This is a genomic window from [Collinsella] massiliensis (genome assembly GCF_002161605.1).
Classification (GTDB): Bacteria; Actinomycetota; Coriobacteriia; order Coriobacteriales; family Coriobacteriaceae; genus Enorma.
Genome location: NZ_NFIE01000006.1, coordinates 25,845 through 47,286 on the forward strand (window position 1 = coordinate 25,845; position 21,442 = coordinate 47,286).

The 21,442-nt window shown below is 54.9% G+C and carries 20 protein-coding genes and 1 tRNA gene; 16 read left to right on the top strand and 5 right to left on the bottom strand.

What is annotated here, in order from left to right; all coding sequences use genetic code 11:
• Positions 1–32: 32 nt before the first annotated feature.
• Positions 33–956, bottom strand: a complete 924-nt coding sequence (locus B5G02_RS03405; RefSeq protein WP_094335196.1) for a glycosyltransferase — start codon at positions 954–956, stop codon at positions 33–35.
• 216 nt (positions 957–1,172) lie between these two features.
• Here B5G02_RS03405 and B5G02_RS03410 point away from each other — a divergent pair, with 216 nt between their 5' ends.
• The 15 genes from B5G02_RS03410 to B5G02_RS03480 all read left to right on the top strand — a co-directional run bounded on the left by B5G02_RS03410 (position 1,173) and on the right by B5G02_RS03480 (position 18,534).
• Positions 1,173–1,877, top strand: a complete 705-nt coding sequence (locus B5G02_RS03410; RefSeq protein WP_094335197.1) for a glycosyltransferase family 2 protein — start codon at positions 1,173–1,175, stop codon at positions 1,875–1,877.
• Position 1,878: 1 nt separating this feature from the next.
• The gene (locus B5G02_RS03415; protein ID WP_094335198.1) at positions 1,879–2,304 is read left to right on the top strand and encodes a DUF2304 domain-containing protein; all 426 of its coding nucleotides are present in this window, start codon (positions 1,879–1,881) and stop codon (positions 2,302–2,304) included.
• A 47-nt stretch (positions 2,305–2,351) separates the two neighbouring features.
• Positions 2,352–3,248, top strand: a complete 897-nt coding sequence (gene rfbA / locus B5G02_RS03420; protein WP_094335199.1) for a glucose-1-phosphate thymidylyltransferase RfbA — start codon at positions 2,352–2,354, stop codon at positions 3,246–3,248.
• 27 nt (positions 3,249–3,275) lie between these two features.
• Positions 3,276–3,713: a DUF4869 domain-containing protein gene (locus B5G02_RS03425; RefSeq protein ID WP_094335200.1), complete on the top strand. Its 438-nt coding sequence runs from the start codon at positions 3,276–3,278 to the stop codon at positions 3,711–3,713.
• Between the two features lie 8 nt (positions 3,714–3,721).
• Positions 3,722–4,696: a hypothetical protein gene (locus tag B5G02_RS03430; protein ID WP_241146153.1), complete on the top strand. Its 975-nt coding sequence runs from the start codon at positions 3,722–3,724 to the stop codon at positions 4,694–4,696.
• A 25-nt stretch (positions 4,697–4,721) separates the two neighbouring features.
• Positions 4,722–5,744: a dTDP-glucose 4,6-dehydratase gene (gene rfbB / locus B5G02_RS03435; RefSeq protein WP_094335201.1), complete on the top strand. Its 1,023-nt coding sequence runs from the start codon at positions 4,722–4,724 to the stop codon at positions 5,742–5,744.
• A 24-nt stretch (positions 5,745–5,768) separates the two neighbouring features.
• Positions 5,769–7,268, top strand: a complete 1,500-nt coding sequence (locus tag B5G02_RS03440) for a sugar nucleotide-binding protein (protein WP_094335202.1) — start codon at positions 5,769–5,771, stop codon at positions 7,266–7,268.
• A gap of 63 nt (positions 7,269–7,331) precedes the next feature.
• Complete coding sequence (locus B5G02_RS03445) at positions 7,332–9,371, top strand: DUF6541 family protein (protein ID WP_143758280.1); 2,040 nt, start codon at positions 7,332–7,334, stop codon at positions 9,369–9,371.
• Between the two features lie 56 nt (positions 9,372–9,427).
• A complete protein-coding gene (locus B5G02_RS03450; protein ID WP_206383735.1) occupies positions 9,428–11,299 on the top strand; it encodes a glycosyltransferase in 1,872 nt (623 codons plus the stop codon).
• An 88-nt stretch (positions 11,300–11,387) separates the two neighbouring features.
• Positions 11,388–13,301 (top strand): glycosyltransferase, encoded by a 1,914-nt coding sequence (locus tag B5G02_RS03455; protein WP_094335205.1) that lies wholly within the window; start codon positions 11,388–11,390, stop codon positions 13,299–13,301.
• An 81-nt stretch (positions 13,302–13,382) separates the two neighbouring features.
• Entirely contained in the window at positions 13,383–14,507 is a 1,125-nt protein-coding gene (locus B5G02_RS03460; RefSeq protein ID WP_241146154.1) for a glycosyltransferase family 2 protein, read from the top strand.
• Between the two features lie 5 nt (positions 14,508–14,512).
• The gene (locus tag B5G02_RS03465; RefSeq protein ID WP_094335206.1) at positions 14,513–15,529 is read left to right on the top strand and encodes a glycosyltransferase family 2 protein; all 1,017 of its coding nucleotides are present in this window, start codon (positions 14,513–14,515) and stop codon (positions 15,527–15,529) included.
• An 89-nt stretch (positions 15,530–15,618) separates the two neighbouring features.
• The gene (locus tag B5G02_RS03470) at positions 15,619–16,857 is read left to right on the top strand and encodes a glycosyltransferase family 4 protein (protein ID WP_241146155.1); all 1,239 of its coding nucleotides are present in this window, start codon (positions 15,619–15,621) and stop codon (positions 16,855–16,857) included.
• A 93-nt stretch (positions 16,858–16,950) separates the two neighbouring features.
• The gene (locus tag B5G02_RS03475) at positions 16,951–17,766 is read left to right on the top strand and encodes an ABC transporter permease (RefSeq protein WP_094335208.1); all 816 of its coding nucleotides are present in this window, start codon (positions 16,951–16,953) and stop codon (positions 17,764–17,766) included.
• Positions 17,767–17,775: 9 nt separating this feature from the next.
• Positions 17,776–18,534 carry an ABC transporter ATP-binding protein gene (locus tag B5G02_RS03480; protein WP_019238726.1) on the top strand — a complete coding sequence of 253 codons (759 nt, stop codon included), beginning with the start codon at positions 17,776–17,778 and terminating at the stop codon, positions 18,532–18,534.
• Between the two features lie 21 nt (positions 18,535–18,555).
• Here the strand turns inward: B5G02_RS03480 and B5G02_RS03485 are convergent, their stop codons facing one another.
• From B5G02_RS03485 to B5G02_RS03500, 4 genes are all read right to left on the bottom strand, one after another.
• Entirely contained in the window at positions 18,556–19,692 is a 1,137-nt protein-coding gene (locus B5G02_RS03485; RefSeq protein ID WP_094335209.1) for an AAA family ATPase, read from the bottom strand.
• A 194-nt stretch (positions 19,693–19,886) separates the two neighbouring features.
• Positions 19,887–19,963 (bottom strand) — tRNA-Arg (locus B5G02_RS03490).
• A gap of 58 nt (positions 19,964–20,021) precedes the next feature.
• Entirely contained in the window at positions 20,022–20,105 is an 84-nt protein-coding gene (locus tag B5G02_RS10285; RefSeq protein ID WP_143758282.1) for a DUF4160 domain-containing protein, read from the bottom strand.
• On the bottom strand, positions 20,098–20,367 hold the full coding sequence (locus B5G02_RS03500; protein WP_094335210.1) for a hypothetical protein: 270 nt from the start codon (positions 20,365–20,367) through the stop codon (positions 20,098–20,100). The genes B5G02_RS10285 and B5G02_RS03500 overlap by 8 nt, the downstream gene beginning before the upstream one ends.
• A gap of 220 nt (positions 20,368–20,587) precedes the next feature.
• Between B5G02_RS03500 and B5G02_RS03505 the strand changes: the two genes are divergently transcribed.
• The gene (locus B5G02_RS03505; RefSeq protein WP_094335211.1) at positions 20,588–21,301 is read left to right on the top strand and encodes a hypothetical protein; all 714 of its coding nucleotides are present in this window, start codon (positions 20,588–20,590) and stop codon (positions 21,299–21,301) included.
• Positions 21,302–21,442 lie beyond the last annotated feature (141 nt).

The window sequence follows — 21,442 nt, forward strand, 5'->3', positions numbered from 1 at the left end:
TTTGCGCATCGTTTTGTTTGAGGAATTGGAGCCTATAGTCGTCCCAGCAAAAAGATGATTCGACATTGAAGATCCTCGGGAACGGTTATCCTCCATTTTTTAGGGAACATAGCTTTGCGAAGAGACTTAATTACCCGTTGCCCAGGCATGAAAAGGTTTAAAATTTTCTGATCGTCAGAATTTAGCTCGCTCGAATAGTGCTCTGCAAAGCAGATAATTTGTTTACGCACCTTAGATAAGTTGTCATTAAAAATAAACTCTTTAATTCGAAAAACAAACTTCTGAAGCCTGCTATTCCCAACACCGCTTGAGTTGTCTCCATGCCGGCGATACTGAACCGTAACTTGCCTGTCTTCAATTATATTTCCGCAGCCTGATGAAATAAGATATGCCCACCAATCATGTGAGACAGGCAGATTCGCGTCGCATCGAATCATTAGCTTGCGAAGCTTTTCATTGAAAACCATTGTTGTTCCTAATATATTGACATCAACTAGGGCATTGCGAAACGAAAGGGGAGTATCCTTTCCTTCGAAGGTTGAATGTCCGGTAAAGTTCATATTTCTGTCGTAAAAATCATAATGGGAGAAATAAAGAGTTGGCTCAATGCAGCTTCCAGCCGCTCCTGAGAGAGCCGCGACAGATCTTTCGATTTTATCTGGCAACCATATGTCGTCTTGGTCGCAAAACGCATAGTAATTAAATCCCTCTACCTCACTTAAAAGGGTGAGGAAGCTCGCGCCATACCCAATATTGTTGCACCAGCGAACGATAACCTTGCCATCTTTTTCCACTGTTTTAATCGCTCGAATCGACTCCTCGTCATTTGAGCCGTCATCGCGAACAAAAATAGTGCATGGATATGTTTGCTTGTACAAGCTATCCATTTGTTGCTTGAAAAAAACTGGGTTTGGATTGTATGTGGAAATCAGAATGGCTATTGACGGTTTTGACATCTAGACCACCTAGGCATAAAGGTTTGATATTCATCATCGGGCACATATTATCGTTGAAATGCATTATTGAGTTACCTGGTCTTTGAGAACCACATCGACCTTTCTACAAAAGTGACACGCTCAGTTTGAATGTGTGCAAGCAACTCTCTGAAATACATATGGTGTCCGGTTGTTTGATTTACTATAAACAAGAATGTGTTCGAATACGTGAGTTGAGTGATTAACTTGAAGACATTGATTATCATACCTGCCTACAATGAGGAGGAATCCCTCAAGCATACGGTAGATAAGCTTGTTGCTGCCGTACCTCATGTTGATTATCTCATAGTAAATGACGGTTCCACGGATAGCACAGTTCGAGTGTGCCGTGAGAGTGGGTACCCATTTCTAGATTTGCAAACTAACTTAGGCCTTGCTGGCGCATTCCAAGCGGGCATGAAGTATGCATATAGACATAATTATGATTGTGCCATCCAGTTTGATGCGGATGGCCAGCATCAACCTCAATACATTCCTTCGCTCGAAGAGGCGATTAAATCCTACGATATCGCTATAGGGTCGAGGTTCGTATCTGCTTCAAAGGGCACTTCTTTGCGCATGCTTGGAAGCAATATTATCGAGGCCGCTATTAAGCTCACGACCGGTAAAACCATTCATGATCCCACATCCGGTATGCGCGCATTTAATTCGAGAATGATTCGCATTCTCGCGACAAATCTCAATATGGGTCCGGAACCGGATACCGTTTCCTATCTTATGCGCTCGGCAAATGCCAGCGTGGTTGAAGTGCCCGTTATTATGGTTGAACGCACGGCAGGGGAAAGCTATTTCAATGCTTGGTCTTCCATTATGTACATGTTACGGATGACGATCTCCATCCTTTTTATTCAGTTTTTACGCAAGAAAGTGACGGTTTCTTAGTATGACTGCAGGGCTTCGTGTAACTCTGATCGTTGCATCCTTTTTGACGTTAATCTTCATGGCTCGCAAGGTTCGTAGTTCTAAGATTCGTCTAGAGGATTCTATCTTTTGGTTTTGCTTCGCCATCCTGCTGCTCGTAGTGAGTATTTTTCCAGGGGTGTTCTACCTGCTTTCCGCGATAGCGGGAACGATATCAGTGGCTAATTTCGTGTTCCTCTTCTTTATCTTCATACTACTCATTAGCTGTTTTTCTTTGAGCGTTCGCGTTTCACAGCTCGATACAAAACTACGTGATTTGACTCAACAACTAGCAATTGAGAGATTCGAGCGCTATTCGAACGATAAAAAAGATTGCGAGGCGATTTCCGCTGATGACGGCTTAGGTTTCGCAAACGTTTCAAAATGTGATAACGAGAATAACGAATGACTACAGGTCATTGTCAGGAGCCTGCTTTAAAGTAGGGAGATATATTCATGAAAGGCATCATCCTTGCGGGCGGATCGGGCACACGCCTGTATCCGCTCACTACGGTCACAAGCAAGCAACTTCTGCCCGTCTACGATAAACCCATGATCTACTACCCACTGTCAGTGCTCATGATGGCGGGCATCCGCGACATCCTTATCATTTCGACGCCTGCGGACCTGCCTAACTTCGAGCGCCTGCTGCGCGATGGGTCAGACTTTGGCATCAACCTCTCCTACGCGGAGCAGCCTTCGCCAGACGGCCTCGCCCAGGCGTTCATCATCGGCGAGGAGTTCATTGCGGGCGAGCCGTGCGCGCTCGTGTTGGGCGACAACATTTTCTACGGTAATGGCCTATCGCGCCACCTGCGTCGTGCTGTTGAAAATGCTGAGCAGAACGGTGGTGCCACGGTCTTTGGCTACCATGTGGACGATCCGGAACGCTTCGGCGTCGTGGAATTTGATGCAGAGGGCAAGGCGGTTTCCATTGAGGAGAAGCCTGCACGCCCCAAGAGTTCCTACGCTGTTACCGGTCTCTACTTCTACGATTCCCGCGTATGTGAACTCGCCAAGCAGGTGAAGCCTTCTGCACGTGGCGAGCTGGAAATTACGGATCTCAACCGCATGTACCTCGAGGATGGCACGCTTTCTGTAGTCACGCTCGGCCGCGGCTACGCTTGGCTCGACACGGGCACCATGGAGAGCCTCTACGAGGCGGGCGAGTTCGTGCGCGCCGTCGAGCGTGCGCAAGACACCCCCGTATCCGTGTTGGAAGAGATTGCCTATGAGAACGGCTGGATTGACCGCGAGACGCTCGAGGCTTGTGCGGAGCGCTACGGAAAGAGCGTGTACGGCCAGCACCTTAAGAAGGTTGCTGCCGGCATGTTCGTTAAGCAGGCGTGGTAGATGGGGTACGTTTGGAATTGGTGACACATGCTTAACGTTTATTTTGGAGACATGCCAGGCGCAATTTATAACACGGCGGTTTACTTCAAAAATACGTATCGCGACGAATGGATAACCGACGACTTTGGCCGTTCGGTCATACGGGATATCGATAGCTCCGAGGTGTTGTCTGCCCAAGTCATCGAGAGCCCCGTTCTGGGGAGCATCACCCCTCTCATGTTATCGGGTGGAGTTAAGACGCTGTTACTCGTCAAGCATATGAGAAGCCAAGTTTTCAATGCTTCTACGTGCGGCGATAACTGCGCGAGATGGCTTTTGAACATTGCCCAGGATCGAAAGGTGACAGTTAATCTTTATCACGTTATGGATTTTGGAGAAGAGGAGTTCAAGATTCGAGTCCTTAACAGTGGTAAAACTGTCCACACTATGACAGAGCTCATTCAAGAGTCTGCAGAGTATCTGTAGGTGATGTCATGATTGGTTCGTACGAGGTTCGCATTTCTCGCCGCCGGCGTGCTTCTTACAAATTCACGATCAAGCGCAATATCACCATCATTCGTGGTGACAGTGGAAGCGGCAAGACCACACTCTATGACATGATTAATGACTACGCGAGATTTGGTGCCCAGTCGGGGGTATCGCTTCAGTGCGACCGTCCTTGCGTGGCGCTTTCTGATAGCGACTGGCGTCATCAGCTCGAGTCCACATCCGAATCAATCGTGTTCGTAGACGAGGGCCTTCGTGATGTTTTATCTCCGGAATTTGCAAGTGCGGTGAAACGTTCGAGCAACTACTTCGTTCTCATAACACGCGCCGATCTTGCGAACTTGCCGTATAGCGTTGATGAGATTTACAAGATTAAGACGAGCGGGAAGTACCACACGCTCGAGCCGTTCTATAAACACAACAAGACGTATCGACATTACCTTCGGTATTCCGCAAAGCCAAAGAAGAACTTCGATGCGATTCTTACAGAGGACGCAAAATCGGGTCATCAGTTCTTCTGTGCGCGATTTGGAGAAAAGCTTACCTGTGCGTGTGCGGGCGGCAATGCAAATATCCTTCGTTGGTTGCTGGATCATCCAGATAGTCGCGTGTTTGTAGTTGCTGACGGTGCGGCATTCGGAGCGTATGCGGATCGGGTGCTGAGGCTCCAGCAGGAGCGTCGCGACTTCATTGCGGTTTGCTTGCCCGAATCGTTCGAGTGGCTTCTGCTTCGTTCGGGACTTATAAAGGCTAACGGCATTGATGAAGCTCTGGATAGTCCCAGCAGCCATATCGACTGCGAATACTATGAAAGTTGGGAGCAATTCTTTACTCAGCTGCTTACGGAGAAGACCGCCGGGACGATTTTTGAGTATAAGAAAAGCAAGCTTTCCGAAGCCTATATGATTCCGAAGAATGCCGATAAGGTAATGGCTCTTATTGCATGTGGGAACATACAATAGCCAAGTAACCGATCCAAGGAGCATCATGACCCAAGAGGTTTTCAACCCCACGAACATCATCGTCACCGGAGGCTGTGGATTCATCGGCAGCAACTTCGTCCACTATGTGGTGAACAACTGCCCCGGCGTGCATGTGACGGTGCTCGACAAGCTCACCTATGCTGGCAACCCCGAGAACATCGCCGGTTTGCCCGAAGACCGCGTGGAGCTTGTGGTGGGCGACATCTGTGATGCGGAGCTGCTTGACCGCATCGTTCCTGGGCACGACGCTATCGTCCATTACGCGGCGGAGAGCCATAACGACAACTCCATTGCCAACCCTGAGCCGTTCCTGCGCACGAACGTCGAGGGTACGTACGGCCTGCTCGAGGCGTGTCGCAAATACGATGTCCGCTATCATCACATTTCGACAGACGAGGTGTACGGCGACCTCGCGCTCGATGATCCCGCGCGTTTCACCGAGGAGACGCCGTACCATCCCTCCAGCCCGTATTCGAGCACCAAGGCATCCTCAGACCTGCTAGTTCGTGCCTGGCACCGCACGTTTGGCGTGCGCGCCACCATCTCCAACTGCTCGAACAACTACGGTCCCTACCAGCACATCGAGAAGTTTATCCCGCGCCAGATTACGAACATTCTGTGCGGTATCCGCCCCAAGCTGTACGGCGATGGCAAGAACGTGCGCGACTGGATTCACACGGACGACCATTCCAGCGCTGTGTGGACGATTCTCACCAAGGGTATCATCGGCGAGACATACCTCATTGGCGCGGACGGTGAGAGGAGCAATATCGACGTGCTTCGCGCCATCCTGGAACGCATGGGCAAGCCGGCGGACGATTTCGACTGGGTGCGCGACCGCCCCGGCCACGACCGCCGCTACGCCATCGACTCCACAAAGCTCCGCCGCCACTTGGGTTGGGAGCCTGCCCACACGGACTTCCTGGAGGGCCTCGACCAGACAATCGCCTGGTACCGCGAGAACGAGGACTGGTGGCGCCCAACGAAGGAAGCCACCGAGGCGAAGTACGCCGCGCAGGGGCAGTAGGAAGAGCGGGGGAGTGTAACCGGCATGGCACTTGAGTACGAGAAGCAGCTCGCTACACACGAAACCGGCATCCCGGGGCTCGTGGTGGTCGACCTGTCCGTCCACGGCGATAATCGCGGCTGGTTTAAAGAGAACTGGCAGCGCGCGAAGATGGCGGGCGAACTTGGTCTGCCGGATCTGCGTTGGGTGCAAAACAACATAAGCTTCAACGTTGAGCGGGGGGCGACGCGCGGCATCCATGCCGAGCCATGGAACAAGTTCATCTCTATCGCCACAGGCTCGGTTTTTGGCGCGTGGGTGGATCTGCGGGCGGGGAGTCCCACCTTTGGGCGGGTGTACACCTGCGTACTCGATTCGTCGAAGGCTATCTTCGTACCCCGCGGGGTGGGTAATTCTTACCAGGCGCTTGAGGACGGTACTGCATACACGTATCTGGTCGACGCACACTGGTCGCTTGAACTCAAGAAGACGTACACGTTCGTGAACCTTGCAGACCCCGATCTTGCGATTGAGTGGCCTATCCCGCTCGACCAGTGCGAAATCTCCGAGGCGGACAAGAACCATCCCATGCTTGAGGATGTCGTCCCCATGCAGCCCAAGCGCACGCTTGTGACGGGCGCGAACGGCCAACTGGGACGCGCCGTGCGCGCGCTTGCCGAGGAACGTGGGCTGGGAGAGAGTTTCGACTACTGCGATATTGACACCTTTGATATGAGCGATCCCGCCGCGTACAGCGCCTACGACTGGAGCCTGTATGGTACGGTGATCAACTGCGGCGCCTATACGGCGGTCGATCGCGCCGAGACGCCCGAGGGGCGCGTGCTGGCATGGAAGGCGAATGCCACTGGTCCCGCACTGCTGGCGCGCACGTGCGCGGAGCACGGCATCACGTTGGTGCATATGAGTTCAGACTACGTGTTTGATGGTACGAAGGAAGTGCACGCCGAGGATGAGTCGTTTTCGCCGCTTTCGGTCTATGGTCAGTCCAAGGCGGCAGGCGATATCGCCGTTGCTGGATGTCCAGCTCACTATGTTATTCGCTCGGGATGGGTAGTCGGTGAAGGGCATAATTTTGTTAAGACCATGATGGGACTTTCCGATCGCGTAGCGGATCCTAATGACTCGCTCGCGCGCGTGACAGTGGTAAACGATCAGATTGGGCGTTTGACATTTACCGACGAGATGGCGAAGGCCGCGCTCTGGCTCCTGGGTTATCGCGACGGTTCCGAGATTCCCCTCGAACCGGCGCCATTCGGCACGTATAACGTTACCGGCTCGGGCGAGTCCGCCAGTTGGGCGGAGATCGCGCGCCTCGTATTTGAGCATGCGCACGGTAACGGCGATGCCGTGCAGCCGGTGAGCACCGCGGAGTACTACGTCTCTGCGGCGGGTCCGGTTGCTCCGCGCCCCGTGTACAGCACGCTCTCGCTCGATAAGATCGAAGCTGCGGGGTTCGCTCCAAGGGATTGGCGCGAGTCGCTCTCACTCTATCTCGAGTCATATAATGTTGGCCGCGGTGTGTAGTATTACTTGCGTATTATTATTTAATCAGAGGTCGCTATGTGGGTTCAGTTTATAGAGTGTTTCGTGCTTGGTATCGGGATTTTGCTAATCCCCGGCTTCATGGTATTGAAGAGCCTTTCTGTTCCCGCGTGGGGCGCACTAGGTTTTGCTGCTCCGATTTCAATCATCTGGCTCATCGCGATGGGCGTATTGTTCGGCGCGCTGGGGGTGCATGCATCGCTTGCAACGATGTTTCTTCCCTTACTGCTCATTTCCATTGTGTTCTTTGTTGCTGTTTTCGTTCGAAAGAAGCTCTTGATTACGCATGAGGGCTCAACAAACAACGATAAGGCCATCCAATCGTATTCGCGCTCGCGTGACGAAGTGATTATTATCGGTCTGACCATTGTCATTTCATTGGTTCTCGGCTTCGCCATCTTTGTCAAGCAGCTTGATGGTCCAGATTCTTTCATTCAAGAATATGATAATGGTTGGAATTTGAGTCTAATCCGGAGCTATGCAAGTACCGGCATATACTCGGTTTTCGGTCCTACCGTCTATCCTGATGCTGATTTTATCCCCCCATCAGGTGATATTAACTTTTATCCCGCGACATGGCATTGCCTAGCCGCGCTCCTGACTTCAACCCTGAATGTTTCTCCAGCCCTCGCAGCCAATGCACTCAATACAGTTCTGTCTTTTGTGATTTTCCCACTTGGGATGCTCGCTCTATTGTTCGGGCTCTTCAAGAGCAATCGGCGTTGGCTCATATTCGCTCCGGTGCTGATTTTGGCGTTTCAATCGTTTCCGTGGCGTTTGCTCGAGTTCGGACCTCTGTACTCAAATCTCTCTTCGTTTGCAATTGCCCCCGCCTTCATCGGGTCGTTCATCAAGCTTACCGAGGATAAAGCGAATCTAAAGGATCGCTTCATTTTCGGCGGCCTGAGCTTCGTTACGCTGATTGATATGACTCTCATGCAAACCAATGCGGTATTTACTTGCGGGGTTGTTCTGATTCCATATTGCGTTGCACGGCTATGGGCGATTTCTTCCACGCGTGTGGGCAAGCGACGCTTAGGCATGCTTCGCGTGGGGGCCGTTGCCGGCTTTTTGTTGTTTGTTGTTGCGGTTTGGGCCTTCTTATATCACGCAACCTTCATGCAGCCTATCGTCACCTTTAACTGGCCTTCGTTCTTGTCAAAGCGTCAGGCGGTCATCAATATTCTCTGCTGTGCGATTTCCTCAGACTATGTGCAGCCTCTTCTTGCTGTTCTCATTGTTGCGGGCATGGCTTTCGCCATCTATTCGAAGCGTAATCGATGGCTGATTGTCTCGTATGTGATTGTTGCCTTCCAATATTATGTATGCGCAACGAGCGATGGCGTTTTGAAGCATGTGCTAACGGGGTTCTGGTATACGGATTCGTATCGCATTGCAGCCTCGATGGTATTTGTGGGGATTCCACTCGCTTGCATGGGTGCTTATGCCTTGTTCCGAGTTTGTGCAAAGGTATTCGACCTTATTTCCGCCAAGGGGCATGATGGAGCATGTGTTGGCGCCTCTATCGCTGCCGGAGTGCTTCTCATCGGCCTAATTTATTATCCGAATTTCACGATTTCTCTGCAGCCTGTCCAAACGGCTTTCGGAATGCTGGAGGAGAAATATACGGTTGCCAACAGCACGACGGTCGAGAATGTTCTGACGAGTGGGGAACGAGCATTTCTGCAAGAAGTTGAAGAAATCGTTCCCGATGACGCCGTGATTCTCAACCAGCCCTATGATGGAAGCGCATTTGCCTACGGGCTTTATGACATGAATGTCTATTACCGTTATTTCGGCCAGAACACCGGTACGGATTCGGAGACCAGCAGACTGCTGCGTTTGCGTGTAGACGAATGGGAGTCTGATCCTTCGGTTGCTCAGGCCATACGCGATGCCGATGTTCAATATGTCCTCTTGCTCGATGAAGGGGATGATTCCCAGGAGTCTCGGCGCTTCTTGCCTACTCCGGTAAATAAAGAGGGCGATTTCGCTGGTTTGGAAAACATCTCTGAAAAGGATGCACCAGGCTTCGTCGAAGTTTTACGGGATGGCGATATGGTTTTGTATGAAATTATCGACTAGTGCTTCCCTTGGATATAATCATGAGGTCTGAATTCGAATGATGAAAGGCCTACATGATGAGGTTCAAGCTTGCAAATATTGTTCTTGAAGAGCTCCCGCAGTTTGTGCGGGAGCCCACGCTGTGCTGCAGAAGCACGTCTGTATATAGGGTTGAACAGGGGATTATGCGTTTCTTTGATGCGGGGACGTATGATTTCACGACCTTCTTCGGAGGTCTTTCTACGCAAAAATGGCGCAAGTACACTGCTGCCAAGGAGTTTTACATCCATATGGAGTTGCGCGGGGCGGCGTGTTCCGTCGTTCAGACGCGAGCCGATTCGTTCACGTGGGATACGGCGGAGTTTATCGAGGGGACTGAGGTTGCGTACCCGGCGTCTGAGGAATGGGCGTCCTATGATGCCAAGCTGGTCGTAGGCGATCAGGATGTGCTGAATGCCGTGGCAGTGAGTTCTTCGGGAGCGCTTTCAATTCGCAATGCGTATTATTACACGGAGATCAACGAGTCCTCTTTGCGTCCCGTTGAACTGGCCCTCGCAACTACTACGTTTAGGAAAGAAGGGTATATCGAGCGCAATATTCGCCTCGTCAAGGATTGTATCGTCGGCTCGGACGAAGATATCTCTAGCCACTTCCGTATGCACGTGGTTGATAATGGTCGTTCGTTGGACGTCGATCGGCTCCAGGGCTCGGGTGTCTCGATTTATCCGAATAATAATGTAGGGGGTGCCGGTGGCTTTGCGCGTGGTATGATTGCCGCGCTCGAACAGGAGCCTCAAGCAACCCACGTGTTGTTGATGGATGACGACGTTATCATTTCTCCCGAAAGCATCGTGCGCACATATAATCTTCTGCGCATTGTAAACGATGAGTATAAGGGCGCATTTGTAAGTGGCGCCATGATGAAGATGGATGAGCCTGAAGTCCGTTGGGAAGACACCGGATTTCTTACGTCTAACGGTCACTGTCGACCCATGAAGCCCGTCATGCGCATGAACGATCTGCATGATGTCATCTCGAATGAAATATATCGGGAGCCCCCGTCTATCCCCGCATATGCTGATAGGCAGCAAGAGTATGCTGCATGGTGGTATTGCTGCATCCCGGTCTCCGCGATTAAGCAACATGGCTTACCGTTGCCCATTTTTGTGCGTTATGATGATGTTGAGTACGGGCTTCGTTGCCGCCCGGGCTTCATCACTATGAATGGGATTTGCGTCTGGCACAGTGCGTTTGACAATCGTTATAACGCGGCGGTTGAACGCTACCAGACAACTAGAAATGCTTTCGTTGCACAGAGTATCTCTGGCATTGCTCCCTTGTCTGATTTCACTGAGGAATTTTTCCATAATGTGCAACTTGAGTTGAAGAAATTCTGCTATGCGAATGCCGAGCTTGCATTGGAGGGCTTCGAGGATTATCTCAAGGGTCCTTCGTTCATCATGCAGCCCGTTGCGGAAGAACGGTTTATGCATGCTAATCGCGTGAAGGAACAGCTTCGTCCATTCGATGAGATTCGAGAAGAAGCGCTGAGCTATGGTGTGGATCTCGATCATCTGACCGCGGATCGCGTGACGCTTGATATTCCGAGAACGAGTAAGGAGCGCGCGGAGGATCTCGTTACCTTCAACGGTCAACGCATTAAGGATTATGCGATTTCTGGAAAGGTCGGCATCATCGATGCCCGTGGCTGGGAGTATCCGGCAGGCAAGATTCGCCGAGCCGAGGTGTTAATTGCGGTGGATACCTATTCGAAGACTGCCGCTATTCGGCATAAGGATAAAGCGAAGTTCAAGGAGCTTTGGAGTCGATATAAGCGGGATATGAAGTATTACAAGGCTCATAAAGATGAGTTGACCAAAGCATATGCCGCTGTGAAAGACGAGATTACTTCTATCCCATATTGGAAGAACTATCTCGGAATTGCATAGCGTTTGACAGTGTATACAACGTAAGGCGTGCAGTTATGTGCGCCTTACGTTACTCTCGACAGCGTAACAAGAGGAGTGTGCCGGAATAATGGTTGCCTTCAAGCTGGCAAACATTTTGCTTGAAATCGACGATTTCCTGTCTTCGTATCCCGAAATGCTGTACCGCGCATCCGATGTGCCGGTTCATGAGGCGAGCGAATCTGCCCTCTCGTTCAGCGGCTCCCTTGATTTGATGACGTATTTTAATGGGTTTTCTTGCTCGAAGTGGGGGAAATATACCGGGCTTGATCGCGCGTACCTTCATGTAGAGTTGGCAGGCGATGCGTGCGACATAGAGATGATGGGCGTTTCTTTGGATGCTGCAAAGTCACTTCCGATGACCCCATTGACGGAGCCTGAGCCTCTTGATCACACGCTGGGGCCTTCAGAAACTGGAGTTAGATTCCATTTTGCGGGATCCGACGCGTTTACGCCGATTGAGCTGGAATTCACATTTGATACATGGGCTGTTGTTGGGCCGATTCTAAAATCGTCTGGGACGACTCGGATACGCAATGCGTATTGGTATGCACAGGTGGATGAAGATGCGATTCGATCTGTTCGTCTCGCGCTTGCTACAACGACGTTCAAAAAAGAGGCGTACGTTATCCCAAACATACAAGCTATAAAGGATTCGCTGGGTGCATGTTCAGATCCTATAGCCGGTAAATTCCATATGTTTGTTGTGGACAACGGCAGGACACTTCCGGCTGTCGAATTGAGCGATGAGCTCGTTACGGTGATTCCAAACAATAACGTTGGCGGTGCTGGCGGTTTTGCACGTGGCATGATCTCGGCGCTCGAGGATGAGAGCTCTTTTTCTCATGTTCTGCTGATGGATGATGACGTGCGCATGTCTCCTGAAAGCATAAAGCGAACGTTTAACCTGCTTTCGCTTGTGAGCGACACATATAGAGACGCCTTCATTAACGGGGCGATGCTTAAGCTTTCCGAGCCGGATGTTCAGTATGAAGATGTGGCGCACGTGCTGAATAACGGTCAATTTGATAGGTGCAAAGGCTCCCTCCGCATGACCAGTTTGGCAGATATCGCCTTGAATGAGACGGTTGATGTCGAGGTGCCGAATGCATACGGAGCCTGGTGGTATTCTTGCATTCCGCTTGAGATGGTGAGGAAAAAGGGCCTACCGCTCCCCGTGTTTGTTCGCTGCGATGATGTTGAGTACGGTATGCGCTGCGATCCCATTTACATGTGCATGAACGGAATATGCGTTTGGCATGAGGCATTTGACGGCCGCTACCGTGCTTCGGTAGATGCCTATCAATATATTCGGAACTTCATGATTATGATGGCGTGCGACGATAAGAGCAACGAGACGATATTCTTCCTACGAACCGAGCGGATGTTTATCGTTGCCCTGCGTGCGATGGCGTACGATTTGGCGGATCTCATTGTTTCAGCGCTAGAGGACTATCTCAAGGGTCCAGATTTTCTTTGCACGGCGAATGGCGAGGAGATTCTTAAGGCGAATAGCGTGAAAAACGAGAAGTTGCTTCCTCTTGCAGATGCCTTGAGGGAAGCCGCGGTGAATCATCCTGAATTTGCCGATAAGTTGTTGAAGTTCTCGCCAGATATGAAAGTTCTTCATGACACACGCCCGTCTCCTATCTTTATGAAGGTGATTCGAGCGATTCCGTACAACCGCCATCAGCTTCCCGATGCTCTTTTGCGAGATGATCCGGCGACTGTGTTTTACGGGCCTGGTCCAGCGGCTTCGCGCGATCAGGTTGGGACGCGTATCCTAGTGGCGTGTGATCGCGAGGGCGAGCATGCCCATGTTCGCTTCATGGACCGCGACCGATACCGCTCGCTTCGCGCGCGTTGGAAAAAGGCGAAGCGTGCCTACGGTAAAAAAAGATCCGCGTTGCATAGGGAATATAAGAGCGCAATGCCGAAGCTTACGAGCGTTTCATTTTGGAAGAGCTATCTGGGCATGTCTTAATGTATGGGCGAGCAATGCCGGTTTCGGCATAAAGGGGAGAGCGAGTTGCGTCCGAACGACGTTGTCGAAGAGTCGGGTCTCATGTCCTCAGTGAAGGAAGATGCTGCTGGAGCGAGCAGTGCTGACGATGGGCGAATCGATGAGTACAACGCGCCGCTCTCCATCATCATGCCCTGCTACAACGTCGAGCGGTACCTCGGCGCCGTAATCGAGAGCCTGCGGGTTCAGCCGTATGAAAACTGGGAGCTCATCGCGGTCGATGACGCATCGACCGATGGGACGGCTGAGGCTCTCACTCGCGCGGCGCGGCAAGATGCGCGCGTGAGGCCCGTTCACCACGACCGTAATCACGGTGCTGCTGCTGCGCGCAACACCGGCCTGGCGCACGCGCGCGGCGAATACATCTGGTTTCTCGACCCCGATGACGACTTCGAACCCGCGCTGCTGCCCGAGGCGCTCGGTGCGCTCGAGGAATCGGACGCTGACGTCGCGGTCTTCGGCTGTCGGGAAGAGACGTACGATGCTGCGGGTGCACTGCGCGCGACGCGGGACGTGTTGCCGCCGGCATCTGGCGTCCTCGCGGGCGACGAGCTTCATCGCGCCATACTCGACCTGGAGGAATCCACCCTCTACGGCTACGCATGGAACAAGGTGTACCGCCGCGAGGTCATAGGGTCCGCGCGGTTCCCGGATGTCATGCTCGCGGAGGATCTCCTGTTCAACGTCGAGGTATTCGACCACGTTACCCGCGCCGTCTTCATCCCGCAGCCGCTCTACCACTACAAGAAGCGCCTTCGCGCCAACCTTACAAACCGCTTCGACAAGAACTACTATTCCGAGCATCGCATGCGCATCGAGGCGCTCTATAACCAGCAGGTTCGCTGGGGGCTCGACAGCGCGGAGACCCGCTCCCGCCTGGGCTCGCTCTACGGGCGTTACATCATCTCGGCGCTCGAGCGCAACTGCGACAAGCGCGCCGAGATGTCCCATGCCGACCGCGTGGCCTGGTGCCGGGCGCTCACAGACGATCCGCTCTTCACGACGCTCGTGCAGGGTGCCCACTCCCGGGGAGGCGTCGCGCTCGAGGCATGTCTCGCCCTCATCAAGACCGGCCGCCCCGCGCTCATGCTCGTCCTGGGCAGGCTCGTGCATGTGGTTCGCTCACGCTTGGGTTCGCTGTACGCAAAGCTGAAGAGGCAAAGGTAGACCACATGGCTAAGGTGCTTTCCATCGTCGTTCCGTCGTACAACGTCGAGGCGTATCTCGAGCGCGGGCTGCTTTCCATGTGCGACGAGCGCCTGGCCGACGCGCTCGAGGTCATCGTCGTCGATGATGGCTCCACCGATGCCACGCCCGCGATCGCGCAGCGCTTCGTGGACCGCGAGCCGCGCATCTTCAAGCTCGTCTCCAAGGAGAACGGCGGGCACGGCTCCACCATCAATACCGGCCTCGCCGTCGCGACCGGCACGTATTTCCGCGTCGTGGACGGCGATGATTGGGTGGATACCGAGGGACTCGTGCACCTGATCGAGCAGCTCCGCTCGCTCGATGCGGATCTGGTCGTCGACGAGAAGCGCGAGGTCGACATGAAGACCGGCGCAAGTAAGCTGTTCCCGCTGGTCGAGGGAACGGTCACCGGCCAGGTGCTGCCGTTCTCGACCGTATGCCGCGACCCCGCGATTTCGTCCCAGATCATGATCCACACGCTCACCGTGCGCACGCAGCTCATGCGCGAGGCGGGCGTGCACCTGCTCGAGCATACGTTCTACGAGGATTACGAGTACGTGGTGAAGGCTTCCGTCCCGGCGGAGAGCATCGTGTTCCTCGACCTCGAGGTCTACCAGTATCTCGTGGGCAACGCGAACCAGAGCGTGAGCCATGCGAACTACGTGAAGCGCTGGGACGACCACGAGCGCGTCGTGCTCGAGCTCCTGCGCTACCTGGGCGCATGCCGTGCCCATGCAGACGACTTCACGCCCGAGGCGCTTGCCTACCTCGCGTACAAGGTGCACCTCATCATCGACACGCACTACAACATCGCCCTGCTCTTCGATGACGACCGCCGCCGCGGTCGCGCCCGCGCCCGGGCGTTCCGCGAGGAACTCAAGCGGATCGACGAGGGGCAGTGGCGCTGGGGCAACCGGCGCTACCGTCAGGCGCTGGTGCTCAACCGGCTCGGCATCGGATATGACACCGTCGGACGGCTGCACGGACGCCGGCACGTGTAGGGGTATTGCGTAGGCGGCGTGCGCGCGCCCGCGTTCCGATACAATGACGTTTTGAGATATATGGCACCGGGCTACAGGAAGGGGGAGAGATGCCGTCGCGAGGCCGTATAGCGGTGTTCAGCATCGATGCGAAGCTCGGAGACGAGGTCAGGGGCGCGACGCGCTACACCTTCCTTGCCCAGTTGCTGCACGAGCACGGCTACGAGGTCGACTTCATCACCTCGCGCTTCCAGCATTGGGATAAACGCCATCGCGACGCATCCTTCGACCCCGCGACCGACGCCTACGCCGTCCGTTTCATCGACGAGCCGGGCTACCCCGCGAACATGTGCCCCCAGCGCATCTGGTCGCACCGCATCGCCGCGAAGAACCTCACGGCGTACTTCGAGCAGCACCACGATTACGACCTCATCTACTGCCAGATCCCGCCCAACGACGCGACGCTCGCGGCGGGGCGAGCCGCCAAGCGCTACGGGATCCCGTTCGTGATCGACGTGAACGATCTCTGGCCGGAGGCGTTCCGCGTGGCGCTGGACGTCCCCGTGCTGTCGGACGTGCTCTTCGCTCCGTTTTACCGGCAGGCGAAGCAGGCCTATGCCCTGGCAGACGCTGTGGTGGGCACCTCCGATGAGTACGCGTCGCGCGCATTCAGGGATCGCCGCCAGGACATCCCGAAGGTCGTCGTCTACGTTGGCAACGACATCGACGAATTTGACGAAGGTGCCCGGGAGTTCGCCGGCCAGATCGAAAAGCCCGCCGGCGAGCTCTGGGTGACTTACGCCGGCACGCTGAGCGCCTGCTACGACATCGACACGCTCATCCGCGCGATGGCGGAGGTGCAGCGCACGCACCCCGAGGCCAAGCTGAAACTGCTGGGCGATGGGGGAGAGCGAGCGCACCTCTTCGAGGCCGCGTCCGAGACCGGGTGCGATGTCGAGTTTTTGGGGTATCAGCCCTACCGGAAGATGGCGGCGTACCTCTGTGCCTCGGACATCCTGGTGAACTCGCTGGTGGGCAAGGCGGCGCAGAGCATCGTGACCAAGATTGGCGACTATCTCGCCGCGGGGAAGCCCCTCATCAACGCCGCAGTGGGCGCGGAGTTCCGCCACAAGGTCGAGGAGGACGGCTTCGGCGTCAACGTCCAGCCGGGCGACGCCTCGGCGCTGTCCGCCGCGCTCGTGCGCCTCATCGAGGACGCCGCGGCGCGCGAGCGCATGGGGAAGCGGGCGCGGGGCATCGCCGAGCAGCAGTTCGCGCGCAGGGTGGCGTACCAATCGACGGTGCAGCTCATCGATGACCTGGTGCGCGAGGGCAAGCAGGGCAGATGAAATGTGTTGCCTGGTACGTGCGCGGTGCTGCGCCAAGCAAAACAGGTATGATTATCCGATGTCTGAACCGACAGATTAGGTAGGGGAGCGATCGTGGCAGATAGCTCAGCGAATCATTCGAATTACGTCTCGGGCACGTTCTCGAAGGACGCCTTCATTCTTCGCCAGCTGGTTTCGACCGATTTCAAGCTCAAGTATCGCCGCAGCATCTTGGGTGTGGTGTGGAGCGTGCTCAACCCGCTGCTCATGATGATCGTCATGAGCGTCGTGTTCTCGTACATGTTCCGATACAACATCGAGAACTACCCGCTCTACCTCATCATCGGCAACATCACCTTCGCCTTCATGAGCGATTCCACGAATCAGGGCATGACCTCGATCATCAACGCCTCCTCGCTGCTGAAGAAGATCAAGGTCGACCGCTTCCTCTTCCCGGTGCAGAAGGTGCTCTTCGCGTTGGTGAACTTCGCCTTCTCGTTCGTCGCCGTCCTGGCGGTCATGCTGTGGTTCCGCGTGGTACCCACCTGGCATTTCATCTTGCTGCCCGTCTGCCTCCTGCTGCTCGTGGTGTTCTGCAGCGGGCTGGGTCTGCTGCTATCGGCCGCCGCGGTGTTCTTCCGCGACGTCATGCACCTGTGGGGCGTGGTCATCACCGCTTGGAACTACCTCACCCCGGTGTTCTGGGATGCGCAGATGCTCGTCGACAACCACGCGCCCTGGTTCGTGCTCGCGGTCGTCCGGCTGAACCCCATGTACAACTACATCCAGTTCATGCGCGACATCGTGCTGTGGCAGACGGTTCCGTCCTTCGAGACGGTCGCGCTCTGCGTGGTGTGGGCGGTTGTGATGATCGCGATCGGCATCTTCGTGTTCAAGAAGACCGAGCACAAGTTCATCCTCTACATCTAGGGCGGGGCCATGTCTGAGCAGATTGCGACAAACGAGCAGGAATATGCCATCGAGGTCAAAGATGTGACCATGGTGTTCAACATGGCGAGCGCCAAGTTGAACAGCCTGAAGGAGTACTTCATCGCGCTTGCGCGCCGCGAGCTCTTCTTCAAGGAATTCAAGGCGCTGAAGAACGTGAGCTTCAACGTGCCGAAGGGTTCCGTCGTCGGCTTGGTCGGCACGAACGGCTCGGGCAAATCGACCATGCTCAAGATCATCGCCGGGGTGCTCGAGCCCACCGAGGGCGAGTGCGTCGTGCGCGGGAACATCGCGCCCCTCATCGAGCTCGGCGCCGGCTTCGACATCGAGCTCACCGCGCGCGAGAACATCTACCTCAACGGTGCGCTCCTGGGATACACGAAGACGTTCATCGACGAGCACATCGACGACATCATCGATTTCGCCGAGCTGCACGACTTCATGGACATGCCGCTCAAGAACTACTCAAGCGGTATGGTGGCGCGCATCGCGTTCGCCATCGCGACGGTGACCGAGCCGGATATCCTGATCGTCGACGAGACACTTTCGGTGGGCGACGTGTTCTTCCAGGAGAAGTGCATGAACCGCATCCGGAGCTTCATCGACACCGGCAAGGTCACGGTGCTCTTCGTGAGCCACGACATCAACCAGGTTGAGAACCTGTGCCAGACCGCCGTGTGGATCGAGAAGGGCGTCAAGCGCATGGAGGGCCCCGTCGCCGAGGTCTGCGAGGCATACCGCAACCAGTAGTGGGGTGTAGCTGCTCCTGAGCTAGTCGCTCGCCTCGTCTCTCGCCTGCCCGCGGATATACTCTTTGAATCCGGGCAGGGCAAAACGGAACGCGCCGCCAGGTGTCTCCTCGATAATGCCCTGTTCGATGAGGCGCTTTTTGTAGACCGTGATATGACTTGAAGGTTTCTGCAGCCTCTGCATCAAATCGGAGCGTTTCGACTGCGCTTCATCTTCGGACATGGCGATGAGGAATGCCTTGTCATGTTCGGAGAGCTCCGAATACGTTGCGTCAAAGATGCGCGTCGCAAGCTCTTCGCGGGCGAGTTTCGCGCCTTGCTGCACATGTTCAAGCGAGATGGCTCCATGGTCGCTTGACGCATTCCATGAGCGATAGCCAACGAGCTGAAAGAGATAGGGAAAGCCCTCGATCGCGTCCGCTGCGTACGCAAGCGCCCCATCGTCGATCGTCTTGCCGCCGCTCTCAACGGTGAGGCGAAACGCCTCCACCACTTCATACCGAGGGATGGAGCCAAGCTGATAGCGCGCAGCGCGGCGGAGAAACGAGGTTGAATCTCCGGAGACGAGGGAATTGATGCGGTGGGGAAGGCCGGCCATGAAGAGGGCCACCTTTCGGTCTTCACGCACAAAGTGCTGGTATGTGGTGACGAGGCGCTCCATCGCCTCAAGGTCCGGATCGACCTCGTCAACGGTGATGAGCAGGCCGCAGTGCATCTCGCTGAGCTTTTCGAGCAGGTCACTCATTGTGATACGCCACGTTTCTGGTCGGTGATTTTCCTTAGACCACGAGATTCCCCCAATGCCAGCGATGTTCAAACCGGTAATGGTGCGTTGGTCCTCCTTGTAGATGAGGTGTTGCGTCGCGCGCTCTGCCTGTGCTCGGATTTCTTCGAGCATGTCATTCGAGGCGGTGACATCGGCGCAGATCCATCCGGATGCTTCGGCGATGCGGCCGAGGTGCGTGAGGAGTGCGGTCTTGCCCGTCCCGCGCGCTCCCACGAATAACGTGCACCGGTCTGGATTGTTGTCCGGATCTTGGAATACCGAGCTGATTTCGTCGATGATTGATTCACGGCCGGCGAAATAGGGGGGGACTTTGCCGAATATGGGGGTGAAGGGGTTTGACGGTTTGAGGATCGAGGTATCTGATGCCTGCATGCTTCGCTCCTTCGATGCTTTTATTTATTTTAGCAGCTTTTAACTTTTTTAGCATCTATTATTTCTTTTAACGGTTTTAGTATACCCGCATCAGCAATAGCATAATTATGCTCGCAAGGTGTTGCATCATGGGAGCGGACGCCCATAACGAATGCGACCCGGATGCTGCCATCCGGGTCGCGCTCATGTTCGGTTGGTGCGCCCAGGGGGATTCGAACCCTCGACCTTGAGATTAGAAGTCTCCTGCTCTATCCAGCTGAGCTATGGGCGCATGTGACGGACTATGCTGCCGTGCCCCCGATTATAGACGAACCCCGCCGCGCCCGCACTTAAACATGAACGTGAACGGGCTCGTTGTTCTCGTTCGACCAGAAGAAGCTCCGGTATCCGCCGACAAGAAACAGGCTAGGCAACCTTCAGCCCTCCGTTTGACGCGTAGCGATACAGGAGGTGGGCGTTGTCGCGCAGGAACTCTTCGAACCGTTCGACTTCCGCGTCTGAGAACGCGCCCTCCCATGCGGTCCATGTATACGAGGGCAGCTCACAGCGAGCGGAGTCGAAGCCGTGCTCGTTCGGACGCTCGAAATGGACGAGCACCTTGTCGAGGCCATCCTCGTGCAGAATCTGGGAATGGGTGACTTCCGTCCCGTCTTCGAGGGTCATATACGGATACATCACGGGAATCACCTTCTCGGCGCGTGCGTGAGCTGCATATCTCGGAACCGCTTATAGTTTACTTCGACGAGGCTTGTGCGACGGTTGCGGTGTAAGGCGTGTTTCCCCTAACTTTGCTTGTCGGCTTTCGTGAAAGTGGGTACGATATAAAGCGATGGGTCCGGGAATGACCTCTGCACGCAAGTCACCGGGCCTCAATCATATCTATTGGAGGTGTTCGATGGCATTCGCGTCCGAACAGCCTCTTCTCCATCAAGGCGACAACATTTCGAACTGCTCGACTAGGACATGGGCGGAACGCTGGCTTTCGTCCGAGCGCCTTGCACCCTATCTTGCGGATTGCGAGGGCGACATCGATCGTGCACTTGCGCTCTATGAATGGAACGTTGCGCTCGGGCAAGTGCTCATGCGCGATATCTCCCACTTTGAGGTTGCGCTGCGCAACGCCTACGACAGGGTGATGTGTGAGGGCTGGCATGGTGATGCGCATTGGTTGCTGGACGACGCATCGCCTGCGCGCAGGCCTGTTATGCGGAGGTCGAAGCGCGGAGAACTCGACGCGAACCGGATTAACCGGAAGGCGATCGACGCGGTGATCGGGCGACTGCCAAGTGGCGCAACGTCCGGTTCGGTTGTATCTAACCTTACGCTGGGGTTTTGGGTTCATCTCTCGGATCGTTCCCGTGAAGCGGTTATCTGGAGAACCTTCCTCTATCGAGCATGGCCGAAGGGGACTGATCGCCGGAATCTTCAGCCGCGCGCCTGGACGGTATTCTTCGCGTGCGCAACCGGGTCGCTCATGCTGAGCGCCTGTTTGATCCACAAAATGGAAGGCCATCGCCGCTCGCTGCGGATGAAGATGCCGTTGCATTATTGCGCGCTCTTTGTCCGGAGGCTGCAGAGCGGTTGTATGGGGACGAGCCGACCCCTGTGAAACGGTTCCGCGAAGAGCACCCTGCTCCCGCCAAGGTGAGGCTATAAACATGGGCCTGTAGTTGGTTGGTGTGGAGGGGGGGCGACGTGAATAGCGTTTCTCCAGTGGCTGCGGCCAGGCATCTCGAACTGCATCCTATGC

Bases quoted from the DNA above. Each gene is read 5' to 3' on its own strand.
- B5G02_RS03405 (WP_094335196.1), bottom strand. From the start codon at position 956: ATGTCAAAACCGTCAATAGCCATTCTGATTTCCACATACAATCCAAAC.
- B5G02_RS03455 (WP_094335205.1), top strand. From the start codon at position 11,388: ATGGTTGCCTTCAAGCTGGCAAACATTTTGCTTGAAATCGACGATTTC.
- rfbA (WP_094335199.1), top strand. From the start codon at position 2,352: ATGAAAGGCATCATCCTTGCGGGCGGATCGGGCACACGCCTGTATCCG.
- B5G02_RS03485 (WP_094335209.1), bottom strand. From the start codon at position 19,692: ATGCAGGCATCAGATACCTCGATCCTCAAACCGTCAAACCCCTTCACC.
- B5G02_RS03430 (WP_241146153.1), top strand. From the start codon at position 3,722: ATGATTGGTTCGTACGAGGTTCGCATTTCTCGCCGCCGGCGTGCTTCT.
- B5G02_RS03465 (WP_094335206.1), top strand. From the start codon at position 14,513: ATGGCTAAGGTGCTTTCCATCGTCGTTCCGTCGTACAACGTCGAGGCG.
- B5G02_RS03480 (WP_019238726.1), top strand. From the start codon at position 17,776: ATGTCTGAGCAGATTGCGACAAACGAGCAGGAATATGCCATCGAGGTC.
- B5G02_RS03425 (WP_094335200.1), top strand. From the start codon at position 3,276: ATGCTTAACGTTTATTTTGGAGACATGCCAGGCGCAATTTATAACACG.
- B5G02_RS03500 (WP_094335210.1), bottom strand. From the start codon at position 20,367: ATGTATCCGTATATGACCCTCGAAGACGGGACGGAAGTCACCCATTCC.
- B5G02_RS03505 (WP_094335211.1), top strand. From the start codon at position 20,588: ATGGCATTCGCGTCCGAACAGCCTCTTCTCCATCAAGGCGACAACATT.
- B5G02_RS03470 (WP_241146155.1), top strand. From the start codon at position 15,619: ATGCCGTCGCGAGGCCGTATAGCGGTGTTCAGCATCGATGCGAAGCTC.
- B5G02_RS03460 (WP_241146154.1), top strand. From the start codon at position 13,383: ATGTCCTCAGTGAAGGAAGATGCTGCTGGAGCGAGCAGTGCTGACGAT.
- B5G02_RS03440 (WP_094335202.1), top strand. From the start codon at position 5,769: ATGGCACTTGAGTACGAGAAGCAGCTCGCTACACACGAAACCGGCATC.
- B5G02_RS03415 (WP_094335198.1), top strand. From the start codon at position 1,879: ATGACTGCAGGGCTTCGTGTAACTCTGATCGTTGCATCCTTTTTGACG.
- rfbB (WP_094335201.1), top strand. From the start codon at position 4,722: ATGACCCAAGAGGTTTTCAACCCCACGAACATCATCGTCACCGGAGGC.
- B5G02_RS03450 (WP_206383735.1), top strand. From the start codon at position 9,428: ATGAGGTTCAAGCTTGCAAATATTGTTCTTGAAGAGCTCCCGCAGTTT.